The organism is Nocardia nepalensis, from assembly GCF_048910785.1.
In the GTDB taxonomy this organism is placed as follows: Bacteria; Actinomycetota; Actinomycetes; order Mycobacteriales; family Mycobacteriaceae; genus Nocardia; species Nocardia nepalensis.
On the sequence record NZ_JBKBET010000003.1, the window covers coordinates 360,356 to 384,993 of the forward strand.

General features: G+C 66.6%; 26 protein-coding genes. 13 read left to right on the forward strand and 13 right to left on the reverse strand.

Annotated features, from left to right (window positions below; genetic code table 11):
* Positions 1-5: 5 nt before the first annotated feature.
* The 3 genes from ACHQ4I_RS02190 to ACHQ4I_RS02200 are packed head-to-tail and all read right to left on the reverse strand — an operon-like array spanning position 6 to position 2,030.
* Entirely contained in the window at positions 6-668 is a 663-nt protein-coding gene (locus ACHQ4I_RS02190) for a histidine phosphatase family protein (protein ID WP_420769939.1), read from the reverse strand.
* The gene (gene pheA / locus ACHQ4I_RS02195) at positions 665-1,579 is read right to left on the reverse strand and encodes a prephenate dehydratase (protein WP_420769940.1); all 915 of its coding nucleotides are present in this window, start codon (positions 1,577-1,579) and stop codon (positions 665-667) included. The genes ACHQ4I_RS02190 and pheA overlap by 4 nt, the downstream gene beginning before the upstream one ends.
* A 10-nt stretch (positions 1,580-1,589) precedes the next feature.
* A complete protein-coding gene (locus ACHQ4I_RS02200; RefSeq protein WP_420769941.1) occupies positions 1,590-2,030 on the reverse strand; it encodes a hypothetical protein in 441 nt (146 codons plus the stop codon).
* A gap of 276 nt (positions 2,031-2,306) precedes the next feature.
* On the opposite strand from ACHQ4I_RS02200, the gene ACHQ4I_RS02205 reads away from it, so the two are divergent.
* From ACHQ4I_RS02205 to ACHQ4I_RS02225, 5 genes are all read left to right on the forward strand, one after another.
* The gene (locus tag ACHQ4I_RS02205) at positions 2,307-3,068 is read left to right on the forward strand and encodes a DUF2470 domain-containing protein (protein ID WP_420769942.1); all 762 of its coding nucleotides are present in this window, start codon (positions 2,307-2,309) and stop codon (positions 3,066-3,068) included.
* 405 nt (positions 3,069-3,473) lie between these two features.
* Positions 3,474-4,265, forward strand: a complete 792-nt coding sequence (locus ACHQ4I_RS02210) for a CPBP family intramembrane glutamic endopeptidase (RefSeq protein WP_420769943.1) — start codon at positions 3,474-3,476, stop codon at positions 4,263-4,265.
* A gap of 106 nt (positions 4,266-4,371) precedes the next feature.
* The gene (locus tag ACHQ4I_RS02215; protein ID WP_420769944.1) at positions 4,372-5,778 is read left to right on the forward strand and encodes an LCP family protein; all 1,407 of its coding nucleotides are present in this window, start codon (positions 4,372-4,374) and stop codon (positions 5,776-5,778) included.
* A gap of 10 nt (positions 5,779-5,788) precedes the next feature.
* A complete protein-coding gene (locus ACHQ4I_RS02220) occupies positions 5,789-6,337 on the forward strand; it encodes a ferritin (RefSeq protein ID WP_420769945.1) in 549 nt (182 codons plus the stop codon).
* Between the two features lie 71 nt (positions 6,338-6,408).
* Positions 6,409-6,957, forward strand: coding sequence for a ferritin (locus ACHQ4I_RS02225; RefSeq protein ID WP_420770170.1), 549 nt, complete (start codon positions 6,409-6,411; stop codon positions 6,955-6,957).
* A 293-nt stretch (positions 6,958-7,250) separates the two neighbouring features.
* On the opposite strand, the gene ACHQ4I_RS02230 is transcribed toward ACHQ4I_RS02225, so the two are convergent.
* The 4 genes from ACHQ4I_RS02230 to ACHQ4I_RS02245 all read right to left on the reverse strand — a co-directional run bounded on the left by ACHQ4I_RS02230 (position 7,251) and on the right by ACHQ4I_RS02245 (position 10,465).
* Positions 7,251-8,174, reverse strand: a complete 924-nt coding sequence (locus ACHQ4I_RS02230; RefSeq protein WP_420769946.1) for a DUF5926 family protein — start codon at positions 8,172-8,174, stop codon at positions 7,251-7,253.
* A gap of 95 nt (positions 8,175-8,269) precedes the next feature.
* Positions 8,270-9,037: a glycerophosphodiester phosphodiesterase gene (locus ACHQ4I_RS02235; protein WP_420769947.1), complete on the reverse strand. Its 768-nt coding sequence runs from the start codon at positions 9,035-9,037 to the stop codon at positions 8,270-8,272.
* Entirely contained in the window at positions 9,034-10,074 is a 1,041-nt protein-coding gene (locus ACHQ4I_RS02240) for a DUF4328 domain-containing protein (RefSeq protein ID WP_420769948.1), read from the reverse strand. The genes ACHQ4I_RS02235 and ACHQ4I_RS02240 overlap by 4 nt, the downstream gene beginning before the upstream one ends.
* A gap of 19 nt (positions 10,075-10,093) precedes the next feature.
* Positions 10,094-10,465, reverse strand: coding sequence for a rhodanese-like domain-containing protein (locus ACHQ4I_RS02245; protein WP_420769949.1), 372 nt, complete (start codon positions 10,463-10,465; stop codon positions 10,094-10,096).
* A gap of 601 nt (positions 10,466-11,066) precedes the next feature.
* Between ACHQ4I_RS02245 and ACHQ4I_RS02250 the strand changes: the two genes are divergently transcribed.
* The gene (locus tag ACHQ4I_RS02250) at positions 11,067-11,678 is read left to right on the forward strand and encodes a hypothetical protein (RefSeq protein ID WP_420769950.1); all 612 of its coding nucleotides are present in this window, start codon (positions 11,067-11,069) and stop codon (positions 11,676-11,678) included.
* A 53-nt stretch (positions 11,679-11,731) separates the two neighbouring features.
* Here ACHQ4I_RS02250 and msrA read toward each other — a convergent pair whose 3' ends face one another.
* Positions 11,732-12,439, reverse strand: coding sequence for a peptide-methionine (S)-S-oxide reductase MsrA (gene msrA / locus ACHQ4I_RS02255; RefSeq protein WP_420769951.1), 708 nt, complete (start codon positions 12,437-12,439; stop codon positions 11,732-11,734).
* A gap of 295 nt (positions 12,440-12,734) precedes the next feature.
* Between msrA and ACHQ4I_RS02260 the strand changes: the two genes are divergently transcribed.
* From ACHQ4I_RS02260 to ACHQ4I_RS02275, 4 genes are all read left to right on the forward strand, one after another.
* Positions 12,735-13,358, forward strand: coding sequence for a superoxide dismutase (locus tag ACHQ4I_RS02260; RefSeq protein WP_040685719.1), 624 nt, complete (start codon positions 12,735-12,737; stop codon positions 13,356-13,358).
* Positions 13,359-13,545: 187 nt separating this feature from the next.
* A complete protein-coding gene (locus ACHQ4I_RS02265; RefSeq protein WP_420769952.1) occupies positions 13,546-14,073 on the forward strand; it encodes a peptidase in 528 nt (175 codons plus the stop codon).
* Positions 14,074-14,161: 88 nt separating this feature from the next.
* The gene (locus ACHQ4I_RS02270; RefSeq protein ID WP_420769953.1) at positions 14,162-14,653 is read left to right on the forward strand and encodes a GNAT family N-acetyltransferase; all 492 of its coding nucleotides are present in this window, start codon (positions 14,162-14,164) and stop codon (positions 14,651-14,653) included.
* Between the two features lie 146 nt (positions 14,654-14,799).
* Positions 14,800-15,564 carry a class I SAM-dependent methyltransferase gene (locus ACHQ4I_RS02275; protein WP_420769954.1) on the forward strand — a complete coding sequence of 255 codons (765 nt, stop codon included), beginning with the start codon at positions 14,800-14,802 and terminating at the stop codon, positions 15,562-15,564.
* 2 nt (positions 15,565-15,566) lie between these two features.
* On the opposite strand, the gene ACHQ4I_RS02280 is transcribed toward ACHQ4I_RS02275, so the two are convergent.
* Entirely contained in the window at positions 15,567-16,496 is a 930-nt protein-coding gene (locus ACHQ4I_RS02280; RefSeq protein ID WP_420769955.1) for an alpha/beta fold hydrolase, read from the reverse strand.
* 127 nt (positions 16,497-16,623) lie between these two features.
* Between ACHQ4I_RS02280 and ACHQ4I_RS02285 the strand changes: the two genes are divergently transcribed.
* Positions 16,624-16,923, forward strand: a complete 300-nt coding sequence (locus tag ACHQ4I_RS02285; RefSeq protein WP_420769956.1) for an ArsR/SmtB family transcription factor — start codon at positions 16,624-16,626, stop codon at positions 16,921-16,923.
* Between the two features lie 56 nt (positions 16,924-16,979).
* Here ACHQ4I_RS02285 and ACHQ4I_RS02290 read toward each other — a convergent pair whose 3' ends face one another.
* Positions 16,980-17,747, reverse strand: a complete 768-nt coding sequence (locus tag ACHQ4I_RS02290) for an SDR family NAD(P)-dependent oxidoreductase (RefSeq protein WP_420770171.1) — start codon at positions 17,745-17,747, stop codon at positions 16,980-16,982.
* A gap of 176 nt (positions 17,748-17,923) precedes the next feature.
* Between ACHQ4I_RS02290 and ACHQ4I_RS02295 the strand changes: the two genes are divergently transcribed.
* Both ACHQ4I_RS02295 and ACHQ4I_RS02300 read left to right on the forward strand, forming a co-directional pair.
* Positions 17,924-18,802, forward strand: coding sequence for an SDR family NAD(P)-dependent oxidoreductase (locus ACHQ4I_RS02295; protein ID WP_420769957.1), 879 nt, complete (start codon positions 17,924-17,926; stop codon positions 18,800-18,802).
* Positions 18,803-18,841: 39 nt separating this feature from the next.
* A complete protein-coding gene (locus ACHQ4I_RS02300) occupies positions 18,842-19,525 on the forward strand; it encodes a TetR/AcrR family transcriptional regulator (protein WP_420769958.1) in 684 nt (227 codons plus the stop codon).
* 185 nt (positions 19,526-19,710) lie between these two features.
* Here ACHQ4I_RS02300 and ACHQ4I_RS02305 read toward each other — a convergent pair whose 3' ends face one another.
* The 3 genes from ACHQ4I_RS02305 to ACHQ4I_RS02315 form a co-directional block, all read right to left on the reverse strand.
* Positions 19,711-20,439 carry a TMEM165/GDT1 family protein gene (locus ACHQ4I_RS02305; protein ID WP_420769959.1) on the reverse strand — a complete coding sequence of 243 codons (729 nt, stop codon included), beginning with the start codon at positions 20,437-20,439 and terminating at the stop codon, positions 19,711-19,713.
* Between the two features lie 431 nt (positions 20,440-20,870).
* Positions 20,871-22,823 carry a molecular chaperone HtpG gene (gene htpG, locus ACHQ4I_RS02310; RefSeq protein ID WP_420769960.1) on the reverse strand — a complete coding sequence of 651 codons (1,953 nt, stop codon included), beginning with the start codon at positions 22,821-22,823 and terminating at the stop codon, positions 20,871-20,873.
* A complete protein-coding gene (locus ACHQ4I_RS02315; RefSeq protein WP_420770172.1) occupies positions 22,820-24,499 on the reverse strand; it encodes a TM0106 family RecB-like putative nuclease in 1,680 nt (559 codons plus the stop codon). The genes htpG and ACHQ4I_RS02315 overlap by 4 nt, the downstream gene beginning before the upstream one ends.
* Positions 24,500-24,638: the final 139 nt, after the last annotated feature.

A 24,638-nucleotide genomic window follows, 5' to 3' on the forward strand; every position in this document is an offset into this window, starting at 1 on the left:
GGATTTCAGCCCATGGGGTCGTCGGCGGTGGGGGCCACTTCGTAGCCGAAGGGTGGGGTGAAGCGGCCCCAGCGAATGCATTCCCAGCCGCCAATGGCGCGGGGAACCAGTTCGATGGTTTCGGTGTTGTCGAGGTGGTTGTTCGTGGTGAAGGGCGGTGCTATGCCGCTGAGGGTGCGGGAGACCAGGCGCATGGCGGCGCCATGGTTGACCAGCAGGATGTCGCCGTCGCTGCCGTCGGTCAGGTATTTGGTGCGCAGGTCCTCGATGATCGGGAGGAAGCGGGCGAGGACGTCGTATCCGGACTCGCCGCCGGGCACGCGTTCGGCCAGATCGCCTTCGTGCCAAGCGCGGTAGATCCGTTGGAAGCATGCGTGCGCTTCCTCGTTGTGCAGACCTTCCAGTTCGCCGACCTGGACTTCGTGGATATTGTCGAGCACTTCAACCGGTACACCGGTCGCGGCCTCGATGTATCCGGCGGTCTGTCTGGCGCGCAACGCGGCCGAGCAGAACAGTGCCTTGGGCGGTCTCAACAGACTCGCGCCGAATGTCTTCGCTTGGGCCGCACCACGTTCGGTCAGCGGCAGGCCGGGTATCCGGGTGTCCAAGAGTTTCGCGACATTGCCTTCGGTTTCGCCGTGGCGAACGAGAATCAGCTTGCCTGTCATAGGTCGGCCACCCCCTTGCGCAGCTGGGTCAGCCACTCCGCGGCGGGCTCGTCGGAGGGCGGCGGGGTGCCGGTCGCCGAGGTCGCGGGCCAGGAGCCGAGGAACCGGATCCGCGCCGTGCGGTGCAGTGCCTTGAGCGCCTCGGCCACCGCGGTGTCGTCGATATGCCCGACACAGTCGAGATAGAAGCGGTAGGTGCCCATACCCGTTCGGGTGGGCCGGGATTCGATTCTGGTCAGATCGATCCCGCGGGTGGCGAATTCGGCGAACGCCCGCATCAGTGAGCCCGGCTTGTTGGGCAGTTCGAGCACGATCGACGTGCGGTCGGCGCCGGTCGCGGGCGGCGCGACCTTGGGTCGGGTGACCAGCACGAAACGGGTGATCGCGTGCTCGTTGTCGGCGACACCCGACGCCAATGCCGTCAGGCCCAGGCGCTCACCGGCCAGCGCGGTGGAGACCGCGGCATCGGCACGACCGGCCGCGACGTCCTCGGCGGCGGCCGCATTCGACGCCGAGGTGTACATCTCGACATCCGGCAGCGTTCGCGACACCCACAACCGCACCTGCGCCGCGGCCACCGGATAGGCGGCCAGAGTGCGAACGTCCGCGAACGTCGTCTCCGACCTGGCCAAGATCGCGAAACTCACCTCGAGCTCGGTTTCGGCGACGATCTGTAGCCGCGAGCCGATGGCCAGCGAATCCAGCGTCGCCGAGATGGACCCCTCGACCGAACTCTCGATCGGCACGACGGCCCCCTCGACATCGCCGGACCGGATCAGGTCGAGCGCCGCCCCTTGGCTGGGCGCGGCAACCCGCTCGACCGGTCCGTCGAAGGCTTGCGAGGACTCGAGCTTGGCGAGGGCCATCTCGGTGAAGGTTCCGGACGGCCCGAAGTACGCGATGCGCGGCACGGTTACGAGATTACTTGCGTGCGCTGAGGATGCTCAGAGTTCCTGCTAGATCGTCGGGCGCATCGGTTTCGATCGCCAGCAATACGCTGCGCGCTGCCTCGACCGCGGGCGGCTTCAACGAGGTCAGGAAGGCGATATCCGGCCCGGCCAGCGCCGCCCGAATATCCTCACCGCACAGGGCGGCAACCGTTCCCGCGACGATAGCCAGCGCCCGCTCACCATCGGAGGTCCGCGCGATGAACCCGCCATCGGAGTGCGCGATTTCGGCCAGAAAATCGGCGATCTCGGCATCGGGCGCGTCCGCGTCGAGAATCCGAACGCCCGCCTCCCCGGTCCCGACCGCCCGCACCAACCCATCGTCCAGACTGCGCCGCGCCGCCGTCGGCGCCGCCAACGAAAGCAGCACCGGCTCCCCCGCCACCCCATGCGCCGCCCGCACTCCATCCGCCATACCCCCACCGTAGCGACGCCCGCCCACCCCACCACCCGCACCCATCGATCACGCATCCGCCCCGCAACCCAGCCGCGCTCACCATCGACCTCAGTAGCCACTGGCTAACACTCGCAGCGGCAGCGGCAGCGGCAGCGGCGGTGCCGTGCGTAGTGATGCGGCGCTGAGGACGTGGGCGAAAACTGCGGGGACTCTCAGGATCCGGGTGACGGGAACAGTTGCGGAAAGCAGGGGCGTCACTTAGCTTAGGGTAACCTAATTCCACTGGAGGTTTGCATGCCGAAATCGACCGTCGCACCGTCTACCGCTGAGCGGGTTCGGAGTGCGTGTGCCCATGCGGAGCAGGCGGTGTTGGCGATGCCGGGCATCGATCCGACGCCGATCTCGGTGCATCACGTGCGGCAGTGCGGGGATGCGGTGATCGCGGTGCCGACCGCGTCCATGGCGGCGGTGCTGGCCGGGAGTTCGGGCGAGGGCGGCTCGGCCGCGGTGCTGGAGCTCACCGATCACGCGCCGCTGCCGTTGCGGGAGCCCGTCCGTGCATTAGTTTGGCTTCGCGGCTGGGTGCGGGCGGTGCCCACGCAGGCGCAACGGCCGCTGGCCACCGAAGTCGCCAAGGAACATCCGCATCCCGACCTGCTCGATGTCGGGTACACCTCGACCCTGCTGCGCGTGGTGATCAACTCCGCGGTGGTGGCCGATTCCACCGGCGCCGAATCCGTCTGCGTCGATGAACTCCGGCTGGCCCAACCGGATCCGTTCTGTGCCCTGGAATCCGCCTGGTTGCAGCATATGGACGCCGACCACGCCGATATCGTGGCCCAACTCGCCCGCCACCTCCCGCCCCGCCTGCAGCGCGGCACCGTGCACCCACTGGCCATCGACCGCTACGGCCTGACCCTGCGCGTCGAAGGCCACGACGGCGACCACGACTTCCGCCTCCCCTTCAACTCCCCCGCCGACGACACCGAATCCCTCAGCCGAGCCGTCCGCACCCTCGCCGGCTGCCCCTTCCTGAACGGCCTCCGCCGCATCTGACCCGCCCCGACCTGCCGCCCAACCCGCGCGCTGCCCCGACCCGTGTGGTTCGCACACGCAGCGCCGCCGCAGCCTGCGGCCGACCGGTGCCGCGATGGCGGTGCCGACTGCATAGTGGACCTTGTCGCTCTGGCCGCGGGGTCGGCTTGCACTGGCTTGGTTGATGTGCGCGTCGCTGCCGACCACGATCAGTGATTCTGCTTTGCCGAAACCGACCGTTGCACCGTCTACCGCTGAGCAGGTTCGGAGTGCGTGTGCCCATGCGGAGCAGGCGGTGTTGGCGATGCCGGGCATCGATCCGACGCCGATCTCGCCCCTTCGCACACACGACATCGCCAGGAGCGAACGCTCAATCGCGACGCACACAGCGCCCGCTGGGTCGGTCGGGGCAATACATTCGGACGCATGCGTGCTGAGACCGGTCCTGGGTGGGACGAGCCGGAGTCGACCGATCGGGAGCGGTTCGGGATTCGGCTCGAGATTCTGGTCGTGCTGGTCGTGACGTTCGGGTTGAGCGGGTTGAATGCGGCGCTGTCGTTGCTCGACAGCGCGTTGGCGCCGGGCGGGGTGGCCGGTCGAACGGTCGCACTCAATCCGACTCGGGCGGCGCAATCCACGATTGATCTGCTGTTCCAGTTGCTCAGTGCGTTGCGCCTGGCCGGGTGGGGCGCATTGGGGTTGTATCTGTTGTGGCGCAGCGGGATCGGGCCGCGGTTGATCGGATTGGCCCGGATCCGTTGGCGTTCCGACGTGGTGCCGGGCCTGGTCCTCGCGGCGGTCATCGGGCTGCCCGGCCTCGGGCTGTATTTGGCCGCGCATGCGCTGGGGTTCAGCGTGAGGATCGTGCCGAGTTCGCTCGGTGACCACTGGTGGCGCCTGCCCGCGCTCATTGTGGCCGCCTGTGCGAATGCGGCGGCCGAGGAAATTCTGGTGGTGGCCTTTCTCATCACCCGCCTGCGCAGGCTCGGATGGTCGGAGAACCGGTCGCTGGCTGCCTCGGCGCTATTGCGTGGCAGTTATCACCTGTATCAGGGATTGGGCGGCGGACTCGGCAATCTGGTGATGGGTGTGATCTTCGGCCGGTTCTGGCAGCGCACCAACCGGCTGTGGCCGCTGGTGCTCGCGCACGCGACGATCGATGCGGTCGCCTATATCGGCTATACATTTCTGCGCGGTCACGTTTCCTGGTTGCCGTAACGCGCGGGTCCGGACGGCGAATTATCCAGCAGCGCTCATGTGAGCGAACGAACTTCCGGCCGCTCGTCAAGCCCCCCGACGGCCCGCGATCAGTAAAGTCTGTGTGATGAACGGCGACGACCCCCAGCACTACGAGCGGACGCGCCGAATGCGGCAACCCTTCGAAAATCCGAGCACGCCGTCCATGCCGCCGCAGCGACGCGAACCGCACAACCCGGGCCGTCGCGAACCACATGGACCGGCACATCCTGGTCAGCGCATCGAACCAACCAAGGTGATCCGGCGCGACGGGTCCAACCACGCGCCGCCCTTGGCGTATTCACAAGTGCCGCCGGAGCCCGCGGGAACGCATATGCCACCCCGCAAACCGAGACCGTCCCACGCGCCGACCCAGCAGCCACAGCCGTACCGCGATCCCCAAGCCCGCGGCGTTCCCGGCTATGCGCCACCTCAGCAGCCGGTCCCGTATCAGGATCCGCAGAACCTGCGCCCACGCCGCGACGTCCCCCCGCCACCGCCCGCGATGCCGCCGTCGCGCCGGGAGCGCGAACCCCGACCGCCGCGCCGTCGCCGCAAACTGCATCTGTTCCGCTGGTTCCTGGTGCTGCTGGTGGTGCTCGTCCTCGCGGTAGTCGGCGCCGTCATCAAACTCGACGGTTCGCTCAATCGGATCGACGCACTGGCCGGTTACTCCGGCCGCGTCGGCGACACCCCCGGCACCAACTGGCTGCTCGTCGGCTCCGACGGCCGGGCCGGGCTGACCTCCGAACAGGAACAGGAACTCGCCACCGGCGGTGAGGTCGGACCCGAGCGCACCGACACGATCATGCTGGTGCACATCCCGAAATCGGGTGCGACCACGCTGGTCAGCCTGCCGCGCGACTCCTATGTGAGCATTCCCGGCCACGGCAAGGACAAGCTCAACGCCGCCTTCGCCTTCGGCGGCGCGCCGCTGCTGGTGCAGACCGTCGAGACCGCCACCGGCGTGCACATCGATCACTACGCGCAGATCGGCTTCGGCGGTTTCGCGGGCATCGTCGATACCCTCGGCGGCATCGATATCTGCGTGCCCAAGGCCATCGACGATCCGCTCGCCGGCATCAATCTGCAGGCGGGCTGCCAGACGCTGGACGGCCCGCAGGCGCTGGGTTTCGTGCGCAGCCGCGCGACCGCTCTCGCGGATATCGACCGGATGAACCATCAGCGCCTGTTCATGGCCGCCCTGCTGAAGAAGGCGACCAGCGCGGGCACACTCGCCAACCCGTTCACGCTGTGGCCGCTGGCCCGCGACACCGCGAAATCGCTGAAGGTCGATAAGGGCGATCACATCTGGAACCTGGGCCAACTCGGCTGGGCGATGCGCGGCGATACGGTGGCGACCACCGTCCCGATCGGCGGGTTCACCGATACCGACAGCGGAAATGTGCTGCTGTGGGATAAGCAGCGAGCAGGTCAATTCTTCGACGACCTCGCCAAGGACCAACCGATCCCGGACGATCTTCTGACGAGGTAGCGTCGGGCCTATGCCCGACATCGATGCTGACCAGCCCTTCCCCGCCCTGCTACGGGACCAGATCCGTCGTGGCTTCACCGCCGCGCAGCAATATCTGGCCGCGGCCGTCTACTTCGATTCGAATCGCCTGCCGCAGCTGGCCAGGCACAGCTACGGCAAGTCCGCCGAGCACCGCTCGCATGCCCTGCGCATGGTGCAGTATCTCCTGGACCGCGATCTGGAGGTGCAGGTCGGTGGCCTGGACGCCGTGCAACCGACGTTCGAATCGCCGCGCGGCGCCGTTGTGTTCCTCTTGGAATCCGAGCGCGCCCGCAATGCGCAGATCACCGAACTGGCCCGGACCGCCCGCGCCGCGGGCGACTATCTCGGCGAGCAGTTCATCCAATGGTTCCTCAAGGAACAGGTGGAAGATGTCGCCGGGATGACCACACTGCTGACGGTTATCGACCGGGCCGCGGGCGATCTGTTCGACGTCGAGGACTTCATCTCGCGCGAGCTGCGCACCACACCGCGCGCCGACCTGACGGCGCCCAGAATGGCCGGCGCGGTGCAGAATTGATTAGGCAATACTAGCCTCAATAAGGTTGCACTTGGATGACACGGGACCTGACCAGCGCTAATCTCGCACTTATGTCCAGCCATCCGGAGTCCCCACGCAGCAAATTCCACGGCCTGCTCCACGATCAGATCCGGCATGAATTCAATGCCGAGCATCAATACATCGCGATCGCGGTGTGGTTCGACAATGCGGACCTGCCGCAGCTGGCCAAACGTTTCTACGCACAGGCGGTCGAAGAGCGCAATCACGCAATGATGATCGTGCGGTACTTCCTCGATCGGGATATCAGCGTCGAACTTTCCGGTATCGACGCCGCGAAATCACATTTCGAGAATGCACGCGAACCGATCGCACTCGCCCTCGCACAGGAAAAGAACGTCACCGACCAGATCATCCAATTGGCGAGCACGGCCCGCGAAGAGGGCGATTACCTCGGTGAACAGTTCATGCAATGGTTCCTGAAGGAGCAGGTGGAGGAGGTCGCCAATATGACGACCCTGCTCACCATCGCAGATCGCGCCGGGTCGAACCTGTTCGACCTGGAGGAATTCATCGCCCGGGAAATGAGTGCTCCGAGCGATACTTCCGGTGCTCCGTCCGCCGCCGGCGGCAGTATCTAGTCCGGGATTTCCGACAGCTAAATCAGGGTCGGCTCGTCGCGACGAGCCGACCCTGTCGCTGTTATTCGAGTCGGGGCCGCAACCCCGCTATCGGCAAAACGGCTTACTTGGCACTCATGGTGCTGAGCAGCGACTTGAGCAGCGTCAGAATGGCGTCCATGATGTTCCCTACTTTCCTCATCTATCGGTGAGATGTCCCTCACCACCACCAGGCTTCGGTGATGCAGTGAACCTAACCGAGCAATGATTAGAAAGGAGGGTGTTTCACAAAATTCTCTGTGATTTTTTTTGAATCACCGCAGAGTGACCTGACGAGACCGCAGTCCGTCGCGGGAACGACGCTGCTCCGCCGAGAGCGGCGCGTCGTCGGCCAGCGCCGCCGCAAGTCGCTCACCGAACTCGATGGCCGGTTTGGTCCATTCGCTGGCATGCGACTCCGGGTCCAGGTCGAAGACCGGCACCAGCAGGCCGTGCGTGCGGAACGAGCCAGCGAAACGCGACCCCTCGCCGAGATGCAGCCCGCCCGCGGCATGCAGCCGGGCCAGCGCCAGCATCAGATCGTCCTCGTCCTCCGGACGAACCCAGCGCACATGCGCCTTGTCACCCGCGTCGACCCACCAGGGGGCACCGATCGAATCGGGGCCGAGATCCAGGCGCGCCGAGGGCATGATCGCCTGCTTGGCCTGTTCGATGGTCGCGGCGACCTGCGGATCGGGCTGCACGCCCTCGGGTACCCACCAGTCGAAGTCCTGGTGCACGGTCAGCTCCAGTGCCGCGCCCGCGTCGATCACATCGGCCAATCGCGGTCCGCCCGCGACACTTTCGGCCGCGGTCAGCGATTCGCCGGGTTCGGCGGACTGTGTCCACAGGATGGCCGCGGCGATATCGGCGGCCGGATCCGGGCCCTGGAACTGCACCTGCGTGGCGACGTACCCGGTCGGCGGCTCGCCCGCCCGCACCAAGGCGGCGACCGCGCCCGGCAGCACCGTGGCCATTACGACGGAACGCTGTGCCGCGATATCGGGCGACAGCGTCAGCGTCGCGGTGGCCGACGGCACGAACTCGCGCAGCGCCACGAGATCGCATTCCGCGGCCAACCCCTGGAACGGGCGCGTCACGGACTGCGCCGCCTGCGATTCCAGAGCCGCCCGCCGCTCGGCGAGACGCTGGGCCCGGTTCCCTCCGGGCTTCGGACTATTGCGCTTGCTTTTACCCACGGCAGGTCAAACTACAGGGTGGAGTTCGGAATGTGCCGCGCGCCACGGCAGTGCTGCGCAGCTCAGGTGATGGAACGCTATGCGCCCGAGAAGATTCAGGCGGCGGCCAGCAGCGCCTTGGTGCGGGCCGGGTGGTTGGTGGCGACCCAGCTGACGCCGAGGTCGGCGCACAGGCGCACGTCGTCGGGGTCGTCGACCGTCCAGCAGTAGGTGGCGCGACCGGCGGCGGCGGCCTTGTCGACGAGGTCCGGGTGCTCGCGCAGGGTTTTCACCGAGGGGCCCACCGCGGTGGCGCCGACCGTGGTCGCGGCGCCGCCGCCCAGGTAGCGCGAGGATTCGCCGAGCAGCACCGTCGGCAGCAGCGGCGCGGAACGGCGGATCCGCCAGACCGCGGTCGCCGCGAAGGACATGACCACCGCGCGGGAGTGGTCGGCGGAGGCGGGGGTGGCGATGCCGAAGCGCTGGAGTTCGGCGAGCAGCTTGTTCTCCACCAGCGCGCCGTAGCGCACCGGATGTTTGGTCTCGATGAACAGCTTGGTCGGCCTGCTGCGCCAGTCGAGGACCAGCTCGATCAACTCGCTGAGGGTCAGCACCGAAGCCGGTGCGCCGTCGGCGCCGAAGTCGAGGTCCTTGAGTTCGTCCAGGGTCAGCTCGCTGACCAGTCCGGTGCCCGATGAGGTCCGGTCGACGGTGCGGTCGTGCACACAGACCAGGTGCCCATCCCTGGTCAACCGGACATCACACTCCACGCCATCGGCGCCCTCCTGTAGCGCCAACTCGTAAGCGGCGAGCGTGTGTTCCGGGCGCGCCGCCGAGGCTCCCCGGTGCGCGACGACAAACGGTGCGCGACTGCCCTGGCTCACTTGGCCAAAACCTCCTCGTGCTCACGGTGGTGTGTAGTTGTCTCGGACGCGTCCACCCGCTCGGCGGCCGGCTGCTTCGCGGCGCCGCGCGGCTGCACCGGTTCGATGACCGGCGCCGCCGGATCGACCGCGATCACCCACCGGCGCGCGATCCTGGCGCGGCCGAACAGATCACGACCGGTGATCGAGCGCTGCACCCAGAGAGTCAGCACCGCGACCCCGGCGGCGACCAGATCGGTGAATGCGGTGAACAGCACACCATCCGCCTTGGCCTGCAAGGAATCCGCGGTATGCCACAGCAGCGCCGCCACGGTACACACCGCCCCGAGCACCCAGCCCAGCCACCAGATGCGCACGGCCCGCAGCGCCCGCGGATCGGCGCGCAAGGCGACCAGTTCGGTGAGAAAGACGCCGGGCCACAACAGATTCACCACCGGAATCAGACAACCGAGCGCCAGCATCCGGACCGATCGCGGATCACGCCGTCCGGCCGCGGCGAAGGCGGTGCGACGCGTCTCGATCAACCAGCCGAGCATCGCGAGGGCGCAGACCAACCCGATTACCAGGCCGACCAACGCGGAAAGCCACACCATGACATCGGAGAAGTGCAGCAGCAGCGACGGGATCAACCGGGTGCGGTTACGCAGCAGAATCAGATAGCGCCCGAGTTCGGCGCAGGCGGCGACCGCGAATACTCCCGCGGTCGCGCTGAGTAGCGCACCGGCCCGGTTCGTCAGCCGATCCAACGGCCGCCGGACTTCGGCGGCGGGCGCGACCGGCGGATCCAGTAGACCCCAGCGCGGAATCTGCTGATAGCGCGGCGTTTCCAGCGGCGGCCGCGGCCTGCTCGCGACCGGCCTGCGGGTGCGCTGATCGGGACGGCGCGCCACCCACCGGTAATTGCGCCGCTCGGCGGGGGCATCGATGGGCGCCGGTGACAACAGCACGCCACGGCAGCGCGGGCACCAGTGCATCGGGGTCGTCTGCACGGCCCAGCGCGCGCCGCAGCGCGCACAAGGTTGTACCACCGTACTCACGGCGCCCCTCTCTCTTGCCTCAGTAAATCTTCGCCTGGTGATCGCCGTCGGCGACCAGCGGACGACCCGCCCGCTGCCAGGCCACCATGCCACCGCTGACGTTGACCGCCTCGTATCCGATATATGTCAAGTACTTGACCACCTCGACGGACCGCCCGCCTTGTCGGCAGACCACATACAGCTGCGCGTCGTAATCCAGCTCGTCCACGCGCGCGGGCACGTCGACCATCGGGATATGGATCGCCCCCGGCGCGTGCCCGAGATCCCATTCGTCGTCCTCGCGCACATCGAGCAGGATCGCCTGCGGCGCGTCCGCGGCGACACGCTCGGTCTCATCGAATTCGGCCGGGACGGCTTCCACCGGCACCGACGACACTTCGGGGCTCGTCACGCTTCGATCCTGCCATGGGTGGCGCACTGCGGGGGAGTTCCGGGCCCGTCGCGAGGGCTGATCCTGGCGAGCAACCTGCAAGCAGTCGCTATGGTCTCCGGCACTTCACGGCCTCGACATCCGCACGTTACCTCGGGTATGTTCTGTGCTTCCGGATCATGACCGATGCCTGCTCCCGGGCCGCTTGTGCATATCTCGGTCAAAAGTTATCCACATATTCCACAACTTGATCCACAGGGCTCAGCTATCGAACAGCACATGACTCACAGGATTCGGCTATCAAGCAAATGCTTGGGGAATTCGAGACAGCGGCTGATGCGATAGATCTCGGATCGATGGCGCCATCCGCGCCGGTTGCTGGCAACAGTCGCCACCCCGAGCGCCCTGGAGGCGGCCCGTTGGCGGTACGAACGACCGATCCGGGACTCCCCTCCTTGCCATCCCGGAGCGGTCATTCGCCGCGGCTTCGGGACCTGAGGCTGTGCAGGTTCCGATATCTATTGGACGCCGCCGATCACCGATCGGTTCCATAAAAAACGAGAACACTCAGCGAAAAACTGAAATACCGGGTTCCCGCAGGTGCTGTCGGTAGCCTGGGTGCATGAACGTGAGCAGGGGGTTACTCGACGGAATCGACACGGCCGCACTCAACACCGCGCTCTCCGAGGCCATATGCCTTGGCCTGGAGGTCGATGCCGCGAACGCAGAGCTGAGTCTGAATCTGGAGGTTTTGACGCTACCGGTCGAAGGACCCGCACCCCAGGACTACCGCGTGACGCTGAGGTTCACCGGTGTCAGCCGGGTCGCGGCCTCGCTGCGTCTGCAGCAGTGGGACGATGTGGCGCCGAAAGTGCTGCCGCTACAACTGGACGGGCTGGACCAGGCCATCCGCAGCTTCGGCGGCGGACGCCTGCACGGCTGGGAATTCATCGATGTGGACGAGAGCGGCTGGGTGCACTGGAGTGAACTGCTCAGCTTCGACACTCAGATCGACCCGCACGTCTCCGCGCATGTGCTGGAATTCTCCCAGGAAGAGGGCATCGATCCGCGCGAACTCGACGTGCGGGTGTGGTTCGACGGCATGACGATTCACGGCCCGGACGGCGCCGAGATCCCGATAGCGCAATTCATCGAGGGCGGGGTGCGCTGGTGGAAGGCGCATGACGCGGGCGATCCGCGGGCCATGCGCCCCGGAATCATGCCGCCGCTGTAAGCATCTCCGAAATCGCCTACCGCACACCCGATCACCGGGTGTGCGGTCGTGTATCAGGTGCCGGAATCGACCGGGCAGCTGACTCCGGTGGCATGCACCGGGCAATAGCCGCCGGGATTCTTGGCGAGGTACTGCTGGTGGTAGCTCTCGGCGTAGTAGAACCCGGGCAGCGCATGCAGCGGATCCGTCGCGCCCTGCCCCGCCAGATCGGTGATCTCCGTGGTGATTTCGCCGTAGCCCGCCGCCGCCAGCCGCGCACCGTATGTCTGCGCGGTGGTATGCGCGAGCCGCGCCTGCGCCGGATCGACGGTGAAGATCGCGGAGCGGTACTGGGTGCCGCGGTCGTTGCCCTGCCGCATGCCCTGGGTCGGATCGTGGTTCTCCCAGAAATGCCGCAGCACGGCGGCATAGTCGATGACGGCCGGATCGAAGACGATCAGCACCGATTCGGTATGGCCGGTGCGCCCGCTGCACACCTCTTCGTAGGTGGGGTTCGGCGTGTACCCGCCGACATAGCCGACCGCGGTCGTGTACACGCCGTCGAGTTGCCAGAATTCCTTCTCCGCACCCCAGAAACAGCCCATCGCCACCACCGCGACCTGCAGTCCTTCCGGAAACGGCGGACGGATCGGGTGACCGTTCAGATAATGGGTGTTCGGGACCGGTATGGGGTCGGGACGACCGGGCAGCGCTTGTTCGCGTGTCACCGGCACCGGCTCGGGAAGACGGACCCGTCCGACTAGTTCGTCGTACCACGACATGGTGCTGATCCGCCTCTCCGCGTATTCGGGCCATACGAGTTCCGCAGTCGCATAGCCTGGTCTCAGGTCCTGCGTTCAGTGTTCGGTTGGCTTTTGGGCGTACCCGGTGAGTTACCCATGTACTCACGAAATCAGTAAATACCGTCATGCACCCATTGCACGCACCCCTATGGTGGAATGTTGCGGACGGAATGTGGGGGCACGGGGCGCGGTTGCAAACGAGCGGGTGTACGAATGATGGTTGTGTGTGCCCGAGACGGAGGGCGCACCCAGCCCGACACTAGGAAGGGACATCGTGGCTGAGTACACGTTGCCAGATCTGGATTACGACTACAGCGCCCTGGAGCCCCATATCTCCGGGCAGATCAACGAGATTCATCATTCCAAGCACCACGCTGCCTACGTCGCGGGCGTCAACACGGCACTGGAGAAGCTCGAGGCCGCGCGCGAGGCGGGCGACCACGGCGCCATCTTCCTGAACGAGAAGAACCTGGCGTTCCACCTGGGCGGCCACGTCAACCACTCGATCTGGTGGAAGAACCTCTCCCCCAACGGTGGCGACAAGCCGGTCGGCGAGCTGGCCGCCGCGATCGACGACCAGTTCGGTTCGTTCGACAAGTTCCGCGCGCAGTTCACCGCCGCGGCCAACGGCCTGCAGGGCTCGGGCTGGGCGGTGCTCGGCTACGACACCCTCGGCCAGAAGCTGCTCACCTTCCAGCTCTACGACCAGCAGGCCAACGTGCCGCTGGGCATCATCCCGCTGCTGCAGGTCGACATGTGGGAGCACGCCTTCTACCTGCAGTACAAGAACGTCAAGGCGGACTACGTCACCGCCTTCTGGAACGTTGTCAACTGGGAAGACGTGCAGGAGCGCTTCGCCCGCGCCGTCGGCCAGGCCAAGGGCCTCATTTTCGGCTGAGTAATTCCCGCCTTCGGGCCCGCGAACCTGCCGCGAGATGCGGCGACGGTTCGCGGGCCCGTTGCGTTGGGCTGTCCGTTTAGCACTCTTTGGTACTTGTGTGCCAGGTGAGTATTGGCGCATTCTCTCCGAATCCACAGTTCGAGGACGGGCAAAGCCGCCCCCGGTTCCATGACGGGAGGCATCCATGCATACGAATGGCCCCATCGGCATCACGCCGTTCCATGCCCGCGGATCACTGCGGGGGTTCGTCATCTCCGGTCGCTGGCCCGATACCACCAAGGAATGGGCGCAGGTGCTGGTGCTCGCCGTGCGGGTGGCGTCGTTTCCCGGATTGCTGACCACCTCGACCGTCTTCGGCGTGCGCGAGGAGCTACCCGATGATCCGGCGCCGGGCACCGTCGGCCTGGTGCTCGCCGAGGGACCGGTACTCGGTGAGCAGGCACTCGCACCCGGCAGTTTCGCCGACCATGTGCCAGCGGCCCTGCTGATGCTGCATCCGCCCTCGGAGACCCGGCCGTCGCTGCCGGAATGCGCGGGCGCGGCGTCGGGCTGCGTACTGCTGCCCGGCGTCCCGCACCTCGGGCTGGAGCATCGCGCGGCGTGGGCCGAGGCCGAATCCGACGGCACCGTCACGTCTTTGGTCAGCCGGGTCGGACTGGACCCGATCAGCGATCCCGACACCGCGGTCCTGGCCATGCTGCTCGCCGCGTAAGCGGCGGCGAAAGCGCGTCGGGGATGGCTGGATTCGCGGGGTCGGGCGTGATCAGGCCAACACCGCGCAACGCGATGCAGTGAGGACAATGAATGATGTGTCGAATGTGAACGGACCGGTGATCCGGGCCGCGCGTGCCGATGACTACGACGCCATCGCCACCGTTATCGATGACTGGTGGGGGCGCTCGGTGTTATCGCACCTGCCGAGGTTGTATCTCGATCATTTCCATCGAACCAGCCTGGTCGCCGAGGTTCCGGTCACCCGGCCGCGGGAACCGGCCGACGGGCTGGCCGGATTCCTGATCGGCTTCCTGTCACCGTCCGAATCCGACGAGGCCTACATACATTTCGTCGGGGTGGACCCGCAGTCACGCAAGGGCGGCCTGGCGCGCGAGTTGTACGAGCGGTTCTTCGCGATCGCCCGGGCGAACGATCGGCACATCGTCAAGGCCATAACCTCGCCGGGGAATGACGCGTCGATCGGCTTCCACCGGCACCTGGGCTTCACGGTCTCCGGGACGGTGCGCGACTACAACGGGCCGGGCCATCACATGATCACCTTCGAACGCAAGATCTGATCCACTTCGGGCACAGCGAAATCGGCCGGAGTTTGTAGGTCCGCGGGGTGCGGCGCGGTTAGCCTTGGACGGTCGAAAGGATCGTCAGAAGATGACTGGAAACCCGCTTGCCGTCGCCGAACCGTGGGATCTCGTCGCCGACGGGTATGCCGAATTCGGGCCCCGCGATCATGGCGCCCTTCTCCGATCACGCACTCGAACTCGCTGGACTTTCGGCGGACTCGCAGGTGGTGGATGTCGCGGCGGGGCCGGGGACGCTGAGCCTGCCCGCCGCCGAACGGGTGGCGCAGGTATACGCCATCGACTTCTCGGAGCCGATGATCGAGCGACTCTCCGATGACGCGCGGACGGCGGGGCTGACCAATATCCAGGCGAGCGTTGGGGACGGGCAGGCGCTGCCCTTCGACGACGATCGATTCGACGCGGGCTTCTCGATGTTCGGGCTGATGTTCTTCCCGGATCGGGCCAAGGGTTTCGCCGAGTTGTTCCGGGTGCTGCGCCCCGGCGCGACCGCCGTGGTGTCGAGTTGGGCCCCGGTGGCCGAGTCGTCGCTCATGCGAACGATGTTCGGGGCGTTCGCCGCCGCCGACCCGACCATTCAGGAACCCCAACCCAACTTCCTCAACCTGGAGAACCCCGATGTCTTCGCGACCGAGATGCGCGAGGCGGGCTTCGCGGGGGTCAGCATCCAACGCCACACCAGCACACTCACTTTCGCCAGCTCCGACGAGCTGTGGGAGACCATGGCGCGCAGCAGCGCCCCGCTGCTGCTGATGCGGCGCACCGTCGGCGAGCAGGTGTGGGCCGAGCGGGTCGCGTTGATGCGCGCGTACCTCGCCGCGAACTACCGTCCGAACAAGCCACTGTCCACGACGGCCTTCCTCGGCATCGGCCACAAACCGGCTCCCTGAGCTCAGCCGAGGAATTCGGTGAGCGCGTCGACGACGGCCTGCGGCTGCTCTTCGGGCAGGTAGTGGCCGCAGTTCGCGATCTCGCGCACCCGTACGTCGGTCCCCTTGGCGGGCAGGAGATCTCGCAGATAGCCGTAGTTGCTCGCGCTGCCGCCGAGGGCCAGCATCGGCACGGCAACCGGAGCATAGGTCTGTTCATCGGCGATATCGCGGGTGAACGCCTGATACCAGGCGTTGCCCGCGCGGATCGCGTCGGCGGTGCCGTAGGCCCGGGCGTAGACCTGACGCGAATGCTCATCGATATCGGCCGGATCCACGGCCTGGCGCTGGAACAGCCAATCGATGAGCAGCCGAATCCGTCCGTCCAGCAGCAGTTCCGGTAGCTCACGGACCTGGTTGAAGGCGAACCACCACAGATAAGAACGGTCGCCGGCCTCGATGACGGTGTCGACGTGCTGGTCGGGTGCGGGCAGCAGACCGAAGTCGGCCCAGCCCGAATTGGGGTGCGGCACATCGAGCAATGCGATCGAGGCGGTCGCCTCGGGATGGTTGACCGCGTAGGCGTAGGCGACCATGGCGCCGATATCGTGCCCGGCAATATGGACCGGGCCCAGATCGAGATGTTCCACGAGGGCGCGGATATCACCGGCCATGGTCTTCTTGTCGTATCCGTCGGCGGGCTTGTCCGATCCGCCCATGCCGCGAATGTCGACGGCGATCACCCGATAGCGCCGCGCCAGTGCGGGCAACACCTTGTGCCACTCCCACCAGGTCTGCGGCCAGCCGCCGAGCAGCAGCAGGGGCGCACCGCTGCCGCCGCTGACGTAGTGCAGGCGGATTCCGTTGACCTCGGCATGGCGACTGGTGAAATCACCGTCCAGTGAGCTGGCGAGTTCCGCATCGGAAAGCCGGTCAATCGTGTTGGTGCCCATGACTCCTCATCGTTTGTACGATAGTACGGGAATTTCGTACTTTGAATGTACGAGATCTTCGTATGATCAGAGGAGCGAGATCAACCCACCCGAGTCGATTAGTCCGAAATCCGCGTACAGTGAGCAGGTGGCCGCCCTGCACCATCCCGCCGCCGCCGACATCGAGCTCGTCGATGTGCTGGCCGCGCTCGGGCATCCGGTGCGATTGGCGATCGCGCAGGCGCTGGCCTCCGGCGAGGAGCGATTCTGCGGCGAGATCCTGCCGGATATCCCCAAATCGAGCATGACGCACCATTGGCGGGCGCTACGCGAGAGCGGCGTCCTGCACCAGCGCAAGGACGGGCGCAAGTACTACCTGACGCTGCGCCGCGCCGAGCTGGATGCGCGCTTTCCCGGCCTGCTGGATCTGGTGCTCACCCAGTCATGACAAACGCCCCGCCATCCAGCGGATGACGGGGCGCGGTCGCCTTGCGGCGCAGGCTCTTAGCGCGGGGCCATGCGCAGGGCGCCGTCCATGCGGATGGTCTCGCCGTTCAGGTAGTCGTGCTCGACGATGTACTGCGACAGCTGCGCGTACTCGTCGGGGCGGCCGAGGCGGGACGGGAAGGGCACACCGGCCTCGAGGCCCTTGCGGTACTCGTCGGTGACACCGGCGAGCATCGGGGTGTCGATGATGCCGGGGGCGATGGTGTTCACGCGAATGCCGAACTGCGCCAGGTCGCGCGCGGCCGGGACGGTCATACCGTGCACGCCGCCCTTGGAGGCCGAGTACGCGATCTGGCCGATCTGGCCCTCGAACGCGGCGACCGATGCGGTGTTGATGATGACGCCGCGCTGGCCGTACTCATCGACGGTGTCGGTCTTGGCGATCGCGTCGGCGGCCAGGCGCATGACGTTGAAGGTGCCGAGCAGGTTGACGGTGATGACGGTGCGGAACAGCTCCAGATCGTGCGGGCCGTTCTTGGACAGGATGCGGCCGGCCCAGCCGACACCGGCGCAGTTCACCACGATGCGCAGCGGCACACCGGATTCGACGACCTTCGCGATCGCGGCGGAAACCTCGTCGTTGCTGGTGACGTCGGCGGGGATCAGGGTGACGCCGTCGGGCACGTTATCCCCGGCGCGCTCGATGGATTGGGGTACGTCGAGTCCGAAGACGGTTGCGCCCAGATCGGCGAAACGCTTGGCAGTGGCGGCGCCGAGGCCGGATGCGCCTCCGGTGATGATGGCGGCGGAACCCGAAATCTCCACGATGGTCCTCTCGTTCGTGACAGCCAGTTGGCCCTTCGTCAATTGCACCCTAACGGGTCCTATGTGAGAGCCCCATCACGGCTCCCTGACATCCGGGACCGGCCGCGCGCCGCACTTCCCGATAGCGGGAAACTTATTTGCGAACATATGTGTTCACCGCTGGTATCGTCGCTGGTATGAACCTGTTTTCCGCCGCGTCCGTGGACGGGCGCCGGATCCTCGTCACCGGCGCGGCCCGAGGCATCGGCGCCGCATTGGCGCGGCAGCTGCACGCGAAAGGGGCGAAGGTCGCGCTGCTCGGGCTGGAGGCGGATCTGCTCGCGGAGGTGGCGCGCGAATGCGGGGACGCGCCATGGCGCTATTGCGATGTCGCCGATCACCTGCAGGTGGAGCGGGTGGTGAACACGCTGGTCAGTGAGCTCGGCGGACTCGATGTGGTGGTGGCCAATGCCGGCGTCGCGAAGCAATTGGCGCTGCTCGGCGGGGATCCGGCGGTCATGGAGCAGACGCTTGCGGTCAATGTGCTCGGCGTCTACTACACGCTGCGCGCCGCGGGACCGCACATCTGCCATCCGAACGGGTATGCGCTGGTCGTCTCGTCACTGGCGGCCGCGGTGAATCTGCCGCTGGTCGGGGCGTACAGCGCATCGAAGGCCGGGGTGGAGGCGCTCGGCAATACGTTGCGTCACGAGGTCAGGCATACCGGCGCCAGGGTCGGGGTCGCGTACTTCGCCGAACTCGATACCGATATGACCTCGCGCGGTTTCGGCACCGCCGCCGCGCGGGCCATCCTGGGCCGGTCGACGGTGTCGGGGGTCGCACCGCTCGGTCCGGCGATCGATGCGGTCGAGCGCGCCATCGCGCGGCGCAAACGTCAGGTCGTTTCGCCGTGGTGGGTGGCGGTGGCGCTGCCCTTCCGGCCGATCGCGCAGCGCGTGATCGATATCGCACTGCGCCGCGGGGTGGCGCGGGCATTGGAGATCGCGCGCACCGAGGAGGCGCCCTTCACCACCGACCAACCGGCCCGACCCAGCAAAATGGAGCGACCGGCGTAGTCGCAGCCGGACCGCACGACCGACTATCGGAGCCACCGTATGACCGATTCCGCCAGCAGCGCCCGCCAACTCCCCCGGGGCAGACACGGCCTGCCGAGGGAGGAGGTGATCGCCTCGCAGCGCGAGCGGATCATGAGTGCGATGGCCGAGGCCATGGTCGAGAACGGTTATGTCGGAACCTCCGTGGCGGCCATCCTGAAGCGGGCCGGGGTGTCGCGGGAGACCTTCTACGAGCAGTTCCGTTCCAAGGAGGACTGTTTCGAGGCCGCCTATGAGCGGGCTGTCGAGCTGCTGATCGCCAATATCGCGGATGCCATCGGCGGACCGGAATCCGATGCGGGGAATGTCGCCGACCCGGCCGATCCCGATCGTCTGGGCCGGATTCTCGAGGCCTACTTCGACGGGCTGATCGCCGAACCCGCCTACGCCCGGCTCTATCTCGTCGAGGTCTACGCGGTGGGCTCGAAGGCGATCGCCCGGCGCACCCAACTGCAGGAATCCTTCGTCGCGATGATGGCCGAGGTCCTCGACGCCCGCACCGACCAGCAGCGCTTCGCCTGCCAGACCCTGGCCGCCGGCGTCAGCGCGATGGTCACCGCACGCATCGCCGTCGACGACCTGGCCGGCGTGCGGGCCCTGCGGGAACCGCTGCTGGATCTTTTGCGCCGCAGTGGTGATCTATATGGCGAGGCGATGTTGCGGCAGTCCGGAGTGCGCGCCTGAAACTTGTGGGCGCCCTGCGTATCCGCTGGTCACTGGAAGCGCGATCCGACGTGCATGTCTCAGGCGAGTGCGCGCAGCGTATCGATGAGTCAGCAGACTGCCGGACAGCGGCCGACCGCGTTCGAGTCGACGGCTAGTGGTGGAGCTGCGTCGATGGCCGGCGGCGGAATGCGGGTGACGACCGGTCAGCGCATCTCTTCGGCGGGCTCGGCTGCCGGCTGGTCCGGGACGAGTTCCGCATCGCGGCGCGCGAGCCGTGCTCGAATCAGCAGGGCAATGCCCGCGGCGGCCGGGGCGAGCAGGGCCACGGCGCCGCCGGTGAGCAGGCCGAGGCCGGGGATGGCGGCGGCGAACAGGCTCGCGGTGCCGAAGTAGAGGAACAGCAGGCCGGAGCCGATGCCGATGACATGTTCCGGAAGATGTTTGCCGACCAGGATGCCGACGGCGATGGCGAGGGCGTCCGCGGCGACCATGCCGATGGTGGAGCCGATCCACACGTCGACCCAGCTGTTGTCGGTGGCCAGGGCGGCGGTGGCGAACATGGTCCGGTCGCCGAGTTCGGCGAGCAGGAAGGCGGAGAGCACCACGAAGTACGGCGCGGTATTCGCGCGCGGCGGCTTCGGCTCCGCGTCCTGCGCGTCATCGCTGCCGAAATGCTCGCGCAAGGACCACAGGCCCACGACCAGGAAGGTGACAGCGGCGACCAGTGCGATGGCCCGGGTCGGCAGCGCGGCGCCGAGGAAATAGCCGACGCCGACCGAGATCAGGTGTACCGCCGCGGTCGCGGACGCAATGCCGCCGAGCACCACCCACCAGCGGTAGCGCAGCGCGAACGTCAACGCCATGAGCTGGGACTTATCGCCCAGCTCGGCGAGAAAGACGATTCCGACGCTCAGCAGGATCGTGGTGATCATGTGGTGTGCACTCCCGGGTCTCCGGCCTGTCGGCCGGGAGATCGGGTACGCCTCCGGCCGACAACGAAATGGTTGTCTCGGCCGAAGGTCTCGCCCACCGGATCCACACCGGTTCACGCGGCCGGATCCGCGCCCTCGTGAGGCGGCGGACCAGTATGTCGACAGCGCGATTGCGGGCTACTCCCCTTCGCTACCACCGACTGTACCCGCGCAGCCCGGCCCACGCCAAACCGATGTTATCGAAATCGCAATGCGCACAATAAGTTTGGCGATCCCACGGTCGAGTTTCGGGTGCCCTTATTGGTCCGGCAGGAAGGGCTGATCCGAATGTGAGCTAGCCCTTGGCAATCACGTCGGCCTGCTTTCACATACCAAATGGCCGCCGCACACAGGGTGTGCGGCGGCCATTCGATGTACAGCGATGAAACTCGTCAGAGCGTGCGGGTGAGCCGCTCGGTGAGGATCTGGGCGAACCGCGCCGGATCCTTCAGTTCCCCGCCCTCGGCGAGAACCGCCGTGCCGTACAGCAATTCGGCGGTTTCGGTGAGTTCGGGCACCTTGCCGCTGTCGGCGTCGTCCTTGCGGGTGTCGTACGCGTCGCGCAGGCCGGTGACCAGCGGATGGGTCGGGTTGAGCTCGAGGATCCGCTTGGTCTCGGGCACCAGCTGACCGGAGGCGCGGTACATGCGCTCCAGCATCGGGGTGAAGTCGAAGACGTCACCGACGAGGCAGGCGGGCGAGGTGGTGAGCCGGTTGGTCAGGCGCACCTCCTTGACGTTGTCCAGGGTCTTGCCGAGCCAGCTGAGCAGTTCGGCGAAATCCTTGTCCTGCTGTTCGCGCAGCGACTCGGTGGCCTTCTTCTCCTCCTCGGTCTCCAGGTCGACCTCGCCCTTGGCGATGGACTGGAACGGCTTACCGTCGAATTCGGTGACCGAGCCGACCCACATTTCATCGACCGGATCGGTCAGGATCAGCACCTCGCGGCCCTTGGCCTTGAAGGCCTCCATATGCGGGGAGCTTTCGATCTGCTGACGGGTCTCGCCGGTCATGTAGTAGATGGCGTCCTGGCCGTCCTGCATGCGCTCGACGTACTGCGCGAGCGTCGTCGACTCCTCTTCGGAGTTGGTGGAGGCGAACGACGAAACCTGCAGCAGCGTCTCGCGATTGTCGAAGTCCGAGAGCAGTCCCTCCTTGAGGACGCGGCCGAACTCCTTCCAGAACGTCTGGTACTTCTCCTGATCCTGGGCACCCTGCAGATCCTTGACCGTGGACAGCACCTTCTTCACCAGGCGCTTGCGGATCATCTGGATCTGTCGGTCCTGCTGCAGGATTTCCCGAGAGACATTGAGCGAGAGGTCCTGCGCGTCCACCACACCCTTGACGAAGCGCAGGTACTCCGGCATCAGCTCCTCGCAGTTGTCCATGATGAACACCCGCTTGACGTAGAGCTGCACACCGCGCTTGTGCTCGCGGGTGAACAGATCGAACGGCGCGTGCGACGGAATGAACAGCAGCGCTTGATATTCGAAGGTGCCCTCGGCCTTCATCGGGATGATCTCCAGCGGATCGTCCCAGCCGTGGCTGACGTGCTTGTAGAACTCCTTGTACTCCTCATCGCTGACCTCGCTCTTGGGGCGGGTCCACAGCGCCTTCATGGAGTTGAGGGTCTGCTCCTCGAGGATCGTCTTCTCGGTCTTCTCCTCGCCCTCCCCCTCGGTGACGGTCCGCTCGACCTGCATGCGGATCGGCCACGCGATGAAGTCCGAGTACTTCTTCACGATCTCGCGGAGCTTCCACTCCAGCGTGTAATCGAAGAGGTGATCGTCCTCGTCGGCGGGCTTGAGGTGCAGCGACACCGCGGTGCCCTGCGGGGCGTCGTCGAGGGTTTCGATGGTGTAGGTCGACTGGCCCTCGGACTCCCAGCGGGTGCCCTCGGTCTCGCCCGCCTTGCGGGTGGTCAGCGTGACCTTGTCGGCGACCATGAAGGTCGAGTAGAAGCCGATACCGAACTGGCCGATCAGTTCCTCGGCGGCCGCCTCGGACTTGGCCTCGTTCAACTTCTTGCGCAGCTCCGCGGTGCCGGATTTGGCGAGTGTGCCGATCAGATCGACCACCTCGGCGCGGGACATGCCGATGCCGTTATCCCGGATCGTCAGGATCCGGTTGTCCTTGTCGACCTCCAGCTCGATATGCAGATCGGAGGTGTCGACGTGCAGATCCTTATCGCGGAAGGACTCCAGCCGCAGCTTGTCCAGCGCGTCGGAAGCGTTCGAGATCAGCTCCCGCAGGAACGTGTCCTTATTGGAGTAGACCGAGTGGATCATCAGCTCGAGCAGCTGATGGGTTTCTGCCTGGAACTCGAGTTGTTCGACGTGCTCTGTCACGTCGCGATACTACGACTCTTGAAATCGGCCAGGCCAGGAACCTCGAGATCGGCGCGGCGTGGCGATGCCGGCTCGCGCGGCTTCATCCACTCGCGCAGCACCATGGTGGCGCGCACATCGTCCTCGTTGTACTCGAGCAGCCGGGTGCGCTGGCTCGGATCGGGTTCACCGTCGTAACCGACGGCCAGCCGATACCAGCTCATCGACGCCTCGCCGCCGGCCTCGGGATCGCGCCAGGAGAATCCGGCCACCGGCGCGATCTTCTTGAGCCCCTTGCCATTCGGGCAGATGAACTGGTCGGAGACGGCCTGGAACATATCGACCCACTGCGGTCCGTCGACGAACGCGCGCACCTGATCGACCGTCGGCACCCCCGGCCGACCCGCGAACCGGCGCGCCGATTCGTAGAGCCACTTATCCTCGGCGGTGCGCGAATAGCAGTAGGCGGCAAAGGTTTTCCCGGCCGCGACGGCCTCGGCACGCACCGTCATCAACCAGGTCCAGAATTCGCCGAAGGAGCGGCCCTCGTCGTCGGTGGGCAGCGGATCCCAGGTGACGAACGGGCGGTACACGCCGTCGAGCAGCGTGCCCCACAGATACGCGCCGTATTCCTGGAAGCTCTCCAGGTCGACATCCACCTCGACATCGGCGCGGCGCACCCAGACCCGCTCGACCCGGCGGACCAGCGGCGCACCCGCCAACCAGGCCCGCGCCGTGACGACCGCCTCGTCGAACGGGCCGTGCTGCCAATCCTCCGGATCGTCGCCGACCCAGGCGGCCAGATCGTCGATGGTCTCCACCCCGTGTCCGCGCAGCACCTCCGCGCGCGAGCCGGGCGCGACCAGGCTCACGTCCCGATGTTCGGCCAGCCAGCCCTCGCAGCTCTGTCCCGCGACCTGCGCCTCATCGTCGGGCGCCCGACGCGTCCACCACGGGCACTGGCGGCATTCGGGCACCTTCGACGGAACGGTCGGCAATTCCCCGCGCACCACCGCGATTCGATCGGCGTAGCGGCGGTCGTAATCGTCGAGCAGCGGGCCGAGATCGTGCACCAGGATGCGGTCGAAGTGGTAGCCGATCACGCCGCCGACCAGCGCCGGGCTGGCCAGGCCGTGCCGCTGCAGCATGCGGTACAGATGCGCGAGCCGCTGCTGGTCGCGGGGCTGCTGGCGCAGTTTGCGATGCGGATCCGGTTGTGGATCCCAGTGATACAGGTCCGAGGTGGTCGGATGGAAGTCGGCCGGTTCGGGCTGGCGCGGATCGGTCACCTTGTGGTTGACCACGATCACCGGGATATAGCCGCCGCGATCGAGATCGCGCAGCAAGATCTCCGAGCCGCCGCGTCGCCCGGTATCGCCTTCCTGCGGCAGCAGTCCGCCCCAGATGTGTTGTGCGCCTTCGGCACACGCGCGCATCGTGGCCGCGGCCCGCTCGCCCGCGCGCAGCGCCGGATCGATCACCACCCAGTTGTCCGGATCCGCGGCGATCAGCGCCTCGCGCACCCGGGTGCGGTGTGCGGTCGCGGCCTCCCGACGCTGACGCACCCCGGCATCCTCGGTCACCCCGGTCAGCAACTCGGGATGGGTCGCGTTCAAATGCAATCGGTGCCGGCAGCCGATCAACGCCCTGGCATCGACGAATGCGGTCGGCTCACCGGGCGTGGGCACCGCATTCACCTCGGCCTGCCGCTCGTCGGCTACGCCTTCGTGATTGCGACCGTCGCGGTCACCGATGCCCGAATACACATACGCAGTATGGTCCAGACCCCTGACAAGTCGGTCACCGCATGACCCGACGGCGCATGCTCCACCCGTG